Annotated in this window: 10 protein-coding genes; 8 read left to right on the top strand and 2 right to left on the bottom strand. The window is 64.2% G+C overall.

Going from position 1 to position 13404, the window contains the following annotated elements:
* Positions 1 to 94: 94 nt before the first annotated feature.
* The 6 genes from aceF (at position 95) to IZU87_RS06400 (ending at position 7365) form a co-directional block, all read left to right on the top strand.
* Positions 95 to 2128 (top strand): pyruvate dehydrogenase complex dihydrolipoyllysine-residue acetyltransferase, encoded by a 2034-nt coding sequence (gene aceF / locus IZU87_RS06375; RefSeq protein ID WP_213114032.1) that lies wholly within the window; start codon positions 95 to 97, stop codon positions 2126 to 2128.
* Positions 2129 to 2387: 259 nt separating this feature from the next.
* Positions 2388 to 3149 carry a TerC family protein gene (locus tag IZU87_RS06380; RefSeq protein WP_043333781.1) on the top strand — a complete coding sequence of 254 codons (762 nt, stop codon included), beginning with the start codon at positions 2388 to 2390 and terminating at the stop codon, positions 3147 to 3149.
* A gap of 554 nt (positions 3150 to 3703) precedes the next feature.
* Positions 3704 to 4360, top strand: coding sequence for an adenylate kinase (gene adk, locus IZU87_RS06385; protein ID WP_131432716.1), 657 nt, complete (start codon positions 3704 to 3706; stop codon positions 4358 to 4360).
* 290 nt (positions 4361 to 4650) lie between these two features.
* Positions 4651 to 5346 (top strand): tRNA (adenosine(37)-N6)-threonylcarbamoyltransferase complex dimerization subunit type 1 TsaB, encoded by a 696-nt coding sequence (gene tsaB, locus IZU87_RS06390; RefSeq protein ID WP_213114033.1) that lies wholly within the window; start codon positions 4651 to 4653, stop codon positions 5344 to 5346.
* Positions 5347 to 5551: 205 nt separating this feature from the next.
* Complete coding sequence (locus IZU87_RS06395; protein ID WP_213114034.1) at positions 5552 to 6370, top strand: undecaprenyl-diphosphate phosphatase; 819 nt, start codon at positions 5552 to 5554, stop codon at positions 6368 to 6370.
* 296 nt (positions 6371 to 6666) lie between these two features.
* The gene (locus tag IZU87_RS06400) at positions 6667 to 7365 is read left to right on the top strand and encodes a class I SAM-dependent methyltransferase (RefSeq protein ID WP_249330471.1); all 699 of its coding nucleotides are present in this window, start codon (positions 6667 to 6669) and stop codon (positions 7363 to 7365) included.
* A gap of 111 nt (positions 7366 to 7476) precedes the next feature.
* On the opposite strand, the gene plsB is transcribed toward IZU87_RS06400, so the two are convergent.
* Positions 7477 to 10095, bottom strand: a complete 2619-nt coding sequence (gene plsB, locus IZU87_RS06405) for a glycerol-3-phosphate 1-O-acyltransferase PlsB (protein ID WP_213114035.1) — start codon at positions 10093 to 10095, stop codon at positions 7477 to 7479.
* Between the two features lie 333 nt (positions 10096 to 10428).
* On the opposite strand from plsB, the gene IZU87_RS06410 reads away from it, so the two are divergent.
* On the top strand, positions 10429 to 11550 hold the full coding sequence (locus IZU87_RS06410; protein ID WP_043333785.1) for a phospholipase D-like domain-containing protein: 1122 nt from the start codon (positions 10429 to 10431) through the stop codon (positions 11548 to 11550).
* 113 nt (positions 11551 to 11663) lie between these two features.
* On the opposite strand, the gene IZU87_RS06415 is transcribed toward IZU87_RS06410, so the two are convergent.
* Positions 11664 to 12368, bottom strand: coding sequence for a YecA/YgfB family protein (locus tag IZU87_RS06415; protein WP_213114036.1), 705 nt, complete (start codon positions 12366 to 12368; stop codon positions 11664 to 11666).
* A 181-nt stretch (positions 12369 to 12549) separates the two neighbouring features.
* Here IZU87_RS06415 and IZU87_RS06420 point away from each other — a divergent pair, with 181 nt between their 5' ends.
* Entirely contained in the window at positions 12550 to 13206 is a 657-nt protein-coding gene (locus IZU87_RS06420; RefSeq protein WP_082388813.1) for a SprT family zinc-dependent metalloprotease, read from the top strand.
* Positions 13207 to 13404: the final 198 nt, after the last annotated feature.

The raw sequence follows: 13404 nt of genomic DNA on the forward strand, positions 1-13404 counted from the left end.
GGAACAGGCGAGCGGCACTCCCTCCTCGACATCATGATGATGCGCAGGTGATTCGGGTGTCGCTCCCCGTGCACGTTTTGGAAGGAGCACGATCTTGAGCAGCGAAATCATCAAGGTTCCCGACATTGGCGGTAGTTCCGATGTCGAGATCATCGAGATAGCGGTGGCGGTGGGAGATGTCATCTCCGCCGAAGACACCATGATCACTCTTGAGTCCGACAAGGCCAGCATGGATGTGCCGGCACCGAAGGGCGGCAAGGTGGTGAAGATTCTCGTCAAGGAAGGCGACACCGTCTCCGAAGGCGACGATATCCTGGAGCTGGAAGCCGAAGGCGGTGGTGACACCTCCTCTGACGCTTCTGACGGGCAGGAAGCGCCGAAGGAAGAGGCTCCCAAGCAGGAAGCCTCTGAGCAGCAAGCGCCGAAAGAGTCCGCTTCTGCACCGAAGGCCGCTTCCGGTGGCACCCAGACCGTCGACATCGTCGTGCCGGACCTAGGCGACTCCGAAGCCGTGCCGATCATCGAGATGGCCGTCTCCGAAGGCGACGAAGTCGACGCCGAAGATGCGCTGATCACGCTGGAATCCGACAAGGCCAGCATGGACGTCCCGAGCCCGCACAAGGGCAAGATCGTCAAGCTGACCGTCAAGGAAGGCGACAGCGTCGCTTCCGGTGACGTCATCGGTCAGATGGAAATCGCCGGTGAAGGCGGTGACAGCGCGTCTGATTCCGCGCCGGCCGAGCAGGCTTCTTCCTCCGAGTCCACCTCTGAAGACACGTCTTCCGAGGCACCGGCTGCTGAAGAAGCGCCGGCCTCCGGCGAGCCGGAGCGCAAGGAATTGCGTGTCCCGGATCTGTCCGGCAGCGACAGCGTGCCGATCATCGAGATGGCCGTGGCCGTCGGCGACGAGGTCAACGAGGAAGACGCGCTGATCACGCTCGAATCCGACAAGGCGACCATGGACATCCCGAGCCCCTACAAGGGCAAGGTGGTGGAGCTTTCCGTCAAGGAAGGTGACACCGTCTCCGAGGGTGACCTGATCGGTTACATCGAGGTCGCGGGTGCCGCGCCTGCGCCGAAGGCTGCCAAGTCCGAAGCGCCGGCTGCGCCCAAGGCGGAGAAGAGCGAGCAGAAGCCGGCTCCGACACCGGCCGGTGCGCCGAGTCCGGAAGCCCAGATGGCCGCTCACAAGCCGAGCAAGGGTGCCAAGGTCCACGCAGGACCTGCGGTTCGCCTGCTGGCACGTGAGTTCGGTGTCGACCTGGCGGACGTCTCCGGCAGCGGTCCGAAGGGCCGTGTGGTGAAGGAAGATGTCCAGGCCTACGTCAAGCAGATGATGCAGAAGGCCAAGTCCACACCGGCAGCCCCTGCCGCGCAGGCCACCGGCGGTGCCGGTATCCCGCAGGTGCCGGATCAGGACTTCAGCCAGTTCGGTGAGATCGAAGAGAAGAAGATGGGCCGCCTGATGAAGGCCGGTGCCACCAATCTGCATCGCAGCTGGCTCAACGTCCCGCACGTGACCCAGTTCGATGAAGCCGATATCACCGAGCTCGAGGCCTTCCGCAAGTCCATGAAGGCCGAGGCGGAAGCGGCAGGTGCCAAGCTCACGCCGCTGCCGTTCATGATCAAGGCGGCGGCTCACGCGCTGGCCAAGTATCCGCAGTTCAACGTCAGCCTCAAGGCCGACGGCGAGACCCTGGTGCACAAGAAGTACGTGCACATCGGTATCGCGGTGGATACGCCGGACGGCCTGATGGTGCCGGTGATCCGCAATGCGGATCAGAAGAGCCTGCTGGAGCTGGCCAAGGAGTCCGTGGAACTGGCCAAGAAGGCGCAGACCAAGAAGCTCAAGCGCGAAGAGATGACCGGTGGTTGCTTCACCATCTCGAGCCTTGGCTCCATTGGCGGTACTGCCTTCACCCCGATCGTCAACACGCCGGAAGTCGCCATCCTGGGCGTCTCCAAGGCGCAGATGAAGCCGGTGTGGGACGGCGCTGCCTTCCAGCCGCGTCTGATGATGCCGCTGTCCCTGTCCTACGATCACCGTGCGGTGAACGGGGCGGATGCAGCACGCTTCACGGCGTATCTGGCTCAGGTGCTGACCGACGTGCGTCGCATGCTGCTCTGATGATGCCTGTGGCATGAAGCGCGGGTGCCGTGACCTTCCTGGAAGGTGAAGGCGCTCCTCGCTGACAGAACGGCCTCCTTCGGGAGGCCGTTTTTTTGTGCATGTCCGTTGGCGTGGCAGGGCGGCGACCGCTGTTGCTGCCCTGCACAACATGCGATGCTTCACGCCAACCTGCCGCGATCTGTCGCATCGTGCTGGCACGACCCGGGAAGGCCGGTTCTCGCAACACCGGTTCTCGCAACACACAAGGAGCAAGACAATGGAATGGTTGATGGACCCTTCGGCATGGGTGGCCCTGGCGACCCTGACCGCGCTTGAGATCGTGCTGGGCATCGACAACATCATCTTCCTGTCGATTCTGGTCGCGCGGCTGCCCGAGTCCCAGCGTCAGCGCGGGCGCATGATCGGCCTGGGCCTGGCGATGGGCATGCGCATCGTGCTGTTGATGTCGCTGTCGTGGCTGATGTCACTGACCGCGCCCCTGTTCAGCGTGGCCGACTTCAGCTTCTCGGGACGTGATCTGATTCTGGTCTTCGGGGGCCTGTTCCTGCTCGGCAAGAGCACCCACGAGATTCACGCCAACCTGGAAGGCGAAGATCCCGCCGAAGAGGGCGCGAAGAAGGGCAGCGCCAGCTTCATGGCAATCATGGTCCAGATCGCCTTGATCGATATCGTCTTCTCGCTGGATTCGGTGATCACGGCGGTGGGCATGGTCGACCACCTGATGGTGATGGTCATCGCCATCGTCATCTCGGTGGGCATCATGATGGTGGCCGCCAAGCCCATCGGCGATTTCGTCGATCGTCACCCGACCATCAAGATGCTGGCGCTGTCCTTCCTGATCATGGTCGGCATGATGCTGATGGTCGAAGGCTTCGGTGTCCACGTGCCCAAGGGCTACATCTACGTGGCGATGGCCTTCTCGCTGGCGGTGGAAATGCTCAACATCCGTCTGCGCAGCAAGCGCGCCAAGGCAGTGCGTCTGCGTCGCAGCAGCCAGGCGGAAGACGTCACCGAGTGAGACATTGGCACAGCAACGGCTGACATGACTCAGCCTGATCACGCCACGGCGACTGAGCAAGGTGGCCCGGCGTGAGTGGAAAGACGCCATCTGCGACCGCGTGCCGCAGGGGGCGTTTTCGTATCATGACAGCCGTGTATGGCAGGTCGGCAACCGGCGAGGAGGGCGACAGGCCCTCCTGCGCGCCAAAACAGTGCCAAAGGGCGGCATACGCGCCTTTGGTGTGCTTGTGCCGGCGTCGTGTGAACGGTATCGTCAGCTCTACATTGCATGGCGATGACATAATGAGATCATCCGTGCGCGCCGTCGTTCTGCGCAGCACATATTGGTCCGCTGCCCATATTCATCCTGGTCATCGATACGCTCGATGCGTTCGGCCCTCATGAGGTAGTCGAGCGTCTCGACGCCGCGAGTTTCGCCGCTTCACCTCGATCGTGTCGACGACCAGAGCGCCTTGGATGGCTATCTGCCGCCGAGGGCAAGGTGCACCAGCGCCAGATGACCCTTTACACCCGTTTGATGCTTTTCATTTGCACACTCAAGGAGCAGTACCGATGCGTTTGATCCTGTTGGGCGCCCCCGGCGCCGGCAAGGGCACCCAGGCCCAGTTCATCTGCGAGCGTTTCAACATCCCGCAGATCTCTACCGGAGATATGCTGCGCGCCGCGGTCAAGGCCGGCAGCGAGCTGGGACTCAAGGTCAAGGAGATCATGAATACCGGCGGACTGGTGTCCGACGAGATCATCATCGCCCTGGTCAAGGAGCGCATCAGCCAGCCCGATTGCGAGAACGGCTTCCTGTTCGACGGCTTCCCGCGCACCATTCCGCAGGCTGACGCCATGAAGGAAGCGGGCGTGAAGCTGGACCACGTGGTCGAGATCGCCGTCGCTGATGAAGAGATCGTCAAGCGTCTGTCCGGTCGTCGTGTGCACCCGGATTCCGGTCGTGTCTACCACATCGAGTACAACCCGCCGCGCGAAGAAGGCAAGGACGACGTCACCGGCGAAGCCCTGATCCAGCGTGAGGACGACCGCGAAGCCACCGTGCGCAACCGTCTGTCCGTCTATCACGAGCAGACGGAACCGCTGGTCGAGTACTACTCCAGCTGGTCTGCCACTGGCGATGCCCAGGCACCTGCCTACCACCGCATCGAAGGCGTCGGCTCCGTCGACGACATTCGTGCTCAGCTGGTCAGCGCGCTGGAGCACTGATTGCCTGGCACGTCTCAGGTGGCTCAGCTGCAACAGATCTGATCGCGCTGGTGAAGCCGGCCGCCTGACGAAGAACGCCCGTAGACATTGTCTGCGGGCGTTTTTTTGTTCTTCGCCTACTGGCGCGAATCAGGAATCAGGCGTTGCGGCAGGCCGCTTGCCGGCGTGGGCGTGGGGGTTGCAGCAGGAGTGACGCCCGCGGCCGACACCAGCCGTGGACAGCCTGCGTCTTTTGCTGCCCGCGGGGGACGGGTAGAATCGCGTCACATTTTTCTGACGACGAACCGCCCATGACCACGCTTCTGGCCATCGATGCATCCTCTTCCGCCTGTTCCGTTGCCCTGTGGCAAGACGGCGTTGTTACTGCCGAGCGCTGTGAGGCTCCCCGTCAGCACACCCAGCGCATGATGCCGATGATCGAGGCGCTGCTGGCCGCTGCCGATCTGACCCTCAACGACCTCGATGCCCTGGCCTATGGCCACGGACCGGGCTCGTTCACCGGGTTGCGCATCGCCGCTGGCACCATCCAGGGCCTCGCCTTCGGTCTCGATGTGCCGGTGATCGGCGTCTCGACGCTGGCGGCCCTGTCACTGCAGGCCCACCGCCTGCATCACGCGCGTTTCGTGCTGCCGATGCTGGATGCACGCATGGGCGAGCTCTACACCGGCGCCTATCGCGTCGTGACGCGCGCTGACGGCGAGATCGAGGTCGAGCAGGTGCTACCCGAGCAGGTCTGCGCTCCGGGCCTGCTGGAGCTGCCTGCGGTGCTGCGTGAGCATGACTGGCTGGCGGTCGGCTCGGGACTGGTGATGCACGACGAGCTACCCGAGAGCGTGCGTGCCAGCCTGGCACTGCAACTGCCCGAGCCGCAACCGGATGCCGAGGCCATGGTGATGCTGGCCGCCCAGGCGTATGCCCGCGGTGAAGCGATGTCGGCGGTCGAGGCCCAGCCGGTCTATCTGCGCAATGAGGTGGCATGGCGCTGATGGCAGCAGGGATTGCCATCTCGTTGCGTCATCGTGGGTTCAGCCAAGGCTGACATAAGATTCGCGCATCATCATGTCGCGCCCGACACTCGCGGCGCGGCTTGACGCAAAGCGTTGTTCTGTCACTACGGCACGTGCAGTGCCACAGACGATGTCTGTCGTCCGTGTGGGCCACTGAGGCCCGTCTCTCTTAAAAGGATGTTTCATGGAACTCATGCATGTGGTGGCGTTGGCCGTCATTCAAGGTCTGACGGAATTTCTGCCGATTTCCTCCTCCGCCCACCTGATTCTGCCCTCCCAGGTGTTCGGCTGGCCGGACCAGGGGCTGGCGTTTGATGTCGCGGTACACGTCGGTACCTTGCTGGCCGTGGTGATGGCCTTCCGCAAGGATGTCGCCAATATTCTCGCTGGCTGGTTTGGCCAGTTCAGCGGCGGCGGTACGCTGGCGGCGCGCCAGACCGAAGACAGTCGTCTGGGCTGGGCGGTGTTGCTGGCGACGCTGCCGGCCGTGATCTTCGGCGGCCTGCTGGGCGATGTGGTGGAAACGGCCGGGCGCTCGATCGCGGTGATCGGAACCACCACCATCGTCTTCGGTCTGCTGCTGTGGTGGGCGGACGTCAAGGGCGCACGCACGCGTGACCTAGCGACGCTGACGCTCAAGGGTGCGCTGATCATCGGCCTGTTCCAGGCGCTGGCCCTGATTCCCGGCACCTCGCGTTCGGGCATCACCATCACCGCCGCGCTGCTGCTGGGCTTCGAGCGTCAGAGCGCCGCGCGCTTCTCCTTCCTGCTGTCGATTCCGCTGATCGTCGCGGCCGGCCTGCTCAAGGGTCTGGAGCTGATCGAGGCCGGCAGTGATGCGCAGCTGTTCGATGTCGCCCTCGGCGTGGTGCTGTCCTTCGTCTCCGCGCTGGTGTGCATCAAGCTGTTCCTCAAGGCCATCGACAGCATCGGCATGTTGCCCTTCGTCATCTACCGCCTGCTGCTGGGCATGATGCTGTTCGGCATGCTGTTGCTGCTGTAAGCCATGTGTGCGATGACGTAAGCTTGTCTCCTGACGGCGTCGCTCTTGCGGCGCCGTCGGCGTTTGTCAGCCTGATCGCATGCCATGCGAGTTTCCCTTTTCCTGCGTTCACCGTTTCTCTTCACCGTTTCTCATAGAGCCCATCCATGCTGCCACCCGAAGACTCTCTCGCTGCCCATGATGCAGCCGCCGATGCCGCTCCCGTGATCGCCATTGCCCGTTCACGGCTGCAGGCGCGCCCGGAACTCGCCATGCTGGCGGCACATTTCGGTATCGCGCTGCGGGAAGATGACGAGATGCCGGCGCTCAAGCTCGAGGTGGCGCTGGACGAGCAGGACGCACCGCGCCTGGTGATCGCCGGAGACGAGCGCGAATACGGCAAGCCGCTGTGCGTCGATTTCGTCGCCGGTCGTGCCGATCATCGCCGCCGTTTCGGCGGGGGGCGCAACCAGCTGATCGCACGCGCCTGTGGCCTGAATCGAGGCGCATTGCCGAGCATTGTCGATGCCACCGCAGGGCTCGGGCGCGATGCCTTCGTGCTGGCGAGTCTCGGGGCACCGGTATTGATGATCGAGCGCGTGGCGGCCACGGCGGCGATTCTGGTCGATGGCCTGACCCGGGCACAGGGCTGCGCGGATGACGAGATTCGCGCGATCGCGCTGCGCATGCAGGCGCTGCACGGTGATGCCACGCGGGAGCTTGGGGAGCTGGTGACGCAGTGGGATCAGCCACCTCAGGTGGTGCATCTCGATCCGATGTACCCGCACCGTGACAAGTCGGCCCTGGTCAAGAAGGAGATGCGTGTCTTCCGTGCCCTGGCCGGTGATGATGCGGATGCCCCGGCGCTGCTCGAGGCGGCGCTGGAGGTCGCGACGCATCGCGTGGTGGTCAAGCGGCCACGCAAGGCCGAACCGATCGGCGGGCTCGCGCCGAGCCATGTGGTGGAGGAGAAGACCAGCCGCTACGACGTCTATGTGAAGCAGGCGCTGCGCTGACGCCTGACGATGGCGACAGCGATGTAACAGCCTCCGCCAAACGCAAAAGCCCCCGCTCGCGATCTGATCGCGGCGGGGGCTTTTTTGCGCCAGGGGCCTCGGCCCATCATCTCATTCGCGCTGAGAAGAGGTGTCGGACGGCTTGCGGTCTGCTGACACGGGGTCGTCAGCGGCCTCATGGTCGTCGAGGGCTGGAGCCTGCTCCTCGTCCATGCCTTCGGTCGGGGCGTCGCTCTCGTTCTCGCTCTCGTTCTCGCTGTCGCGCAGGCGCACATGCTGCAGGCGGTGGCGCAGGGCGGGATCGAACAGGTCGCGGCCATGCACCTGCAGGTCTTCCAGCGCTTCGCCGAAGCATAGCTGGCCGCTCTCCAGCCAGATGAACTCCAGCTCCAGCAGCGTATCGAGCAGGCCGCTGAACAGACGCTTGTCGAAGAACTCCGGTGCATTGAGACCCGACAGCAGGGTCAGGCGTTCGGCCAGGGCGCCGGAATGGCTCTCGAGGGACTCGCGGTCCAGCGTGCCGCTGCCGTGCTGCAACAGGGCGGCGATCAACAGATAGCCGCGCTCCAGCGTCGGTTGTACCGGCTGAGCCAGCAGGCGCAGCTGCTCGGAAGGCTCCTGGCTGGCCACCGGACGTGACCAGCGTTCCGGGGTGTCGCCAGTCGCCACTTGATGCTCCAGCAGGCCTTCCTCGCTCATCAGAGCCAGCGTGGCGGCGATATCCGCCTTCAGCTCAGGGGCCTCGGGGACGAACAGCTCGCGCACCAGCAGCGGCCAGGCGGGACTGATCTGGTCTTCCAGTGCCTCGAGGGTGTACTGGGCCGTATTGCGGAAGGCGAAGGCGATCAGCGCCGGCAGCGCCAGCAGGTGCAGCACGTTGTTGCGATACCAGGTCAGCAGACTGGCCTGCTCCGGGGTGGCGATCACCAGCTCGCCAAGACTCTGCAGGCGCAGGGTGACGAGCCCCAGATGGGCGCAGTGTGCGACCCATTCCTGTGGCGTGCCCTCGGGGAGGCTGTGGTCATGGCGGCCCGGCAGCTTGTCGGCGAGACGCACCAGCATCGCCAGCTGGCGTTGCAGCAGGCTGGCCTCGATGGCGTGGTGGGCGGTGGACAGCAGCACCAGCGCCGTCAGCGAGACCGGATTGAGCGCGGCGGCGGCATTGATGCGCGTGGCGATTTCATGTCCCAGTTGCGGCACCGCCTGGGTCAGCCATTCTGGGCGGCGCTGATGTCGGCTGGCCTTCCAGTCCGGCGCGGTCTCATCCAGCCATTCGCCCAGCTTGAGCGGCTCGCCGATGTTCAGGTAGACCTTGCCGAAGGGCTGCTTGAGCTGGCCGAGCACGCGGATGAGGTCCAGCGGTGATTCCTTCTTCTTGCTGGCCCCCGACAGCTCGCGCTGATAGCTCAGGCTCTCGAAGACCTTCTCGTAGCCGATGTAGACCGGCACGAAGGCCACTTCGCGGCGTGTATCACGCAGGAAGGAGCGCAGCGTCATCGCCAGCATGCCCGGGCGTGGGGGCAGCATGCGGCCGGTGCGTGAACGGCCCCCCTCGATGAAGTATTCCAGCGGATGTCCACGGGTGATCAGCTGATGCACGTACTCGTCGAAGACGGTGGCATACAGGCGATTGCCGCGGAAGCTTCTGCGCAGGAAGAAGGCGCCGCCACGGCGCAGGATCGGGCCGATGATCGGCATGTCGAGATTCTTGCCCGCGGCGACGTGGGGCGTCATCAGGCCCTCGTGGAACAGCACGTAGGACAGCAGCAGGTAGTCGATATGGCTGCGATGACAGGGAACGTAGATCAGCTCGCAGTCGCCGGCGATGGCCTTGACCTGCGACATGCCGCGCACCTCGACGCCGTCGTAGAGCTTGTGCCACAGCCGCTTGAGGGCATGCGCCAGAAAGCGCTGCACCGGATAGCCCATGTTGGAGGCGATCTCGCGACCATACTGCAGGGCGCGCTTCTCCAGACGTGCCGGCGGCTGATTCTGCTCGCGTGCCAGCTCGCTGATCACGTCCTGCACGGCCGGTGCCTTCTGCAGGTTGCGAATCATGGTGTGGCGGTGGGAGAGGTCTGGCCCCAGCAGGCGGGTACGCACGCGCCGGAAGTGGACGCGCAGCAGGCGCGAGATGCGGCGATGCGCCAGTGCCGAGTCCTGCGGGCCTTCCCTGAGCGCTTCGTGCAGCCTGAGCGGCTGGCCGAAATGCACATCCACCGAGCGCCCATGCGCCAGAATCGCGATGGCGCGGCGCAGCACGCCCGTCACGCGCCAGCTATCGGCGGAGATGAACTTCCAGAAGCCGAATTCCTTGCCCGGGGCACGCCCCCAGAACACGCTGACCGGCACCAGCTGCACCTCGACATCATTCGGGGCGTCTTCCAGCGCGGCGATCAACTTGGCCAGTCGACGTGACAGCAGGCTCCTGTCGCTGCGCGAGCGCCGCAACAGGCGGAGACGGGAGTGGCTCAGGCGCAGGTCGCCTATGCTCAGAGGCAGGGTCGGAGAGGGCAGGCCGCGTGCCTCGCACAGCTGCTCGACCACCAGCTCGTCGGACAATGCCTGGTAGGGGAAGACGTAGACCACCGGCAGCGTCGGGTCGAGGTTCAAGGCGCTGTGGTCCAACGCATTGATGTCGGGCTCCACCGCGCGCAGCTCCACCCACTTGTCCAGCAGACGGCGACTGACATTGCGCAACGGGCGCAAGACTAAGGTGACTGGCGACATGGTGAGGCTCTCGCAGGTGTGGACAAGGACGGACTACCGGAAACGACAATCTGTCGGCGTTCACGAATAAAGCATCGGGACGATGAATGAGGGTTGATTGCGACGTTTTCATGGTCTGGCTGGTAGCGCTCAGCGCGAGCATGATATTGAACATTATACGCATTCTGCCCGCAGACGCCGTGGCAGAGTACTTGGTGACTGAGTGCGTAGCGACAGAGTACTTGGTGACTGAGTGCGTAGTGACGAAGCGCACAGTGGCAGCATCTGGCGGTGCACCGTCATGGGCATCGTCATCTGTATCGTGCCGTGCAGGGAAATGACGGGAGGCAAGGCATGCTGGGAATGTGGCGATCAGGCAATCGATTCACCTTGCTGCCGGAAGGCGCGCGTTTTCTGCCCAGCATGCTGGAGGCGGTGGAATCCGCGCGCCATTCCATCCTGCTCGAGCTGTATCTGGCCGAGAGCGGTCACCTCAGTCGCGTCCTGATCGATGCGCTGTGTGGCGCGCGCCGCCGCGGTGTGACGGTGCTGGTGCTGCTGGATGGCTTCGGCTCGCTGGGCCTCGAGGAAGTTGATCGCCAGCGCATGATCGAGGCCGATATCCAGCTCAGGATCTACAACCCGCTCTCCTGGTGGCGGCTGGGGCGCAATCTGACGCGTGACCATCGCAAGCTTCTGGTGGTCGATGGGGAGGTGGGCTTTACCGGCGGCTTCGGTGCGGTGGATGTCTTCGCCGAGGCCTGGTCGGAAGTCGCGATACGCATCGAGGGGCCGTGCATCAGTGACTGGGTGCGCCTGTTCGCACGCGTGTGGGACTCCGCGGCCAGTCGTGGCCATGGCAGCCGACTGGCGGTGCGCAGCATCAATGTGCGGGCGTGCCGGGTCGAGGGCTATCTGAGCATGCGTGGGCGGGTGGTCTGGGGGCATGGTTTCCGCTATCAGGCCATCCGTCATTCCCTGCAGCATCAGGCCAGCAGCTCACGCAAGCGGCTATGGATCTGCACGCCATACTTCGTGCCGACCTTCAGCATGCGGCGGCGTCTCAAGCGCGCGGCGCGCCGGGGTGTCGATGTCCGCTTGCTGATCGCCGGCCAGCATCATGATCACCCGGGCGTGCGCTCGGCGGGGCAGCGCTTCTATGCCGGGCTGCTCAAGGCGGGCGTGCGTATCCATGAATTCCAGCCCCGCTTTCTGCACGCCAAGTTCTCGCTGGCGGATGACTGGGTGACGCTGGGGTCGTGCAACTTCGATCATTGGAGCCTGCAGTGGAATCTGGAGGCCAATCAGGAGGTGCAGGACCATCGCTTCGCCGCCGACGTCGCCACGCTGTTCGAGCATCACTTCGCCCACAGTGTCGAGATCACCCAGGCCGCCTGGCAGCGTCGGCCGCTGATGCAGCGCTGTCGCGAGTGGGGCTATGGCACCCTGGATAGCCTGGTGACGCGGCTGCGCTGAGCGCTCGCAGCTGTCAGACACGGCTGCGTGGAACCAAAACGCCGGACGACCCATGAGGTCGCCCGGCGTTGTCGTTTTCAAGGCTGCATGGCGTTAAGAGCGCCATGGCGAGCTCAGCGCTTTTTGCCGCCGCCCTTGCCACCGTTCTTGTTGCCGGCGTGCTTGCTGCGCGGAATGCCGGCTGCGCCCGGTGCGGCGGAACCCTTGCGACGCGGCGACGGCTTGGGGCTTTCCGGCGGGACACGGTAGAGCAGGTAGAGATCCAGCAGCAGTTCCGGCAGCTGGTTGACGAAGCGCTGGGCACCGATCGGGTCGGCGATCAGCTCGCCGATCTCCGGGTCTTCATCGTCGAAGACACCGGAGATGGCCATGAACGGCAGCAGCAGTTCGGCGGCCGCCTCTTCCTGGGTACCGAACCAGGCCTCCTCGTCCATGAACACGCCTTCCATGAAGCCGGCACACCAGTCACCGATCGGTGTCTCGACCGGGTCGGCACCGCCCAGTTCCAGCTCGAACAGCAGTTCCGGCAGCACGCCGTGCTCGAGGGCATCGATGGCGTTGGCGCGCATCTGCTCGAACAGGGAGACGACTTCCGCTTCCTGCTGCGGGCTTTCGTAGCTTGGCTGCCCCTGGAAGAGTTCCGGCAGCCACAGGCTGGAGGGCACTTCGCGCGGCGCGATGGCCAGTGCCAGCATGAAGCCATGCGCACTGATGATATCGAGAGCTTCCGGGCCGACGATGTCGGACTCGAGGAATTCGTCGAGGATGTCGAGGGATTCATCATCCAGCAGCGGCTGGGTCTGGACAGGCTCGGCCATGGGGGAGTCTCACGTGCGATAAGGGGAGAAGTCGAACTGTGCCGCCTGGCTACCTGGGTGAACCAAGGGGAACCGGGCAGGCGTGAATGGCGCTAGTGTATCATTTCACGCCTCGAGGAGTGGTACGCTCGCGCGTCATCAGCTCATCCGTTCCATCGCTCTGCTGTCTGGTCATCGTGTCATGTCATCATCCACTCGTCGTGTCGTCAGTCGTCACCGTTTTGCGCCCGATCATGCCCTGGCCTGCCTGGGGGAGACCCCCGCGACGCCACTGCCGCTGGCCGATGCCGCGGCGCTTGAGGCGCTGACGGCGCCTGCCCTGCACGCGACGCTGGAGGCGCAGGTGCTGGCATGTCTGGCACGCGCGCGTGCCCTGTTCCCCGAGCTGCGCATGCCGTCGGTCTCCTGCCGCCTCAAGGGACGCACGGCGGGAACGGCGGATTCGGCGCGCCAGCGGCTGCGCTTCAATTGGCAGCTGCTCAGCGAGAACCGCCATCACTTCCTCAGCCAGACCGTCCCCCACGAGGTCGCGCACTGGGTGGTGATGGAGGTGGTCGAGCGCGCCGGCAAGACGCGTGTCAAACCGCATGGCCCCGAGTGGCAGCAGGTGATGACCAACCTCTACGGCATCCCGCCGGAGGTGACGCATCGCATGGATGTCTCGACTGCCAGCCCGACGCCCTGGGCCTATGGTTGTGGCTGCGATACCGCGCACTATTTCAGCTCGCGACGCCACGCCAATGCCCAGCGTGGCCACCGCTATCGCTGTCGACGCTGTGGCCAGGAATTGAGCGGGCCATTGAATGACCCGGCGCGCAATGCGTCGACTGCGCGTTGAGGCGCATTTCGCTCGCTGGCGCGTCATTGCAAAGTGCGAGTCGCGCCAGAAGGCGTCTTTTCAGGCGGTTTCTGTCCTCCGAACGTCGCTGTGACCTTGGTGTAATTTGTTGATAAACAGTTGAAATAATTAGTAAAAATTTATCTACCAAGGTCTAGTGTGTGGCCCCCCCATGCTTGGGTTTAAGCTGAAATGGAC

The sequence above is a fragment of the Cobetia sp. MC34 genome, assembly GCF_018340035.1.
Classification (GTDB): domain Bacteria; phylum Pseudomonadota; class Gammaproteobacteria; order Pseudomonadales; family Halomonadaceae; genus Cobetia; species Cobetia amphilecti.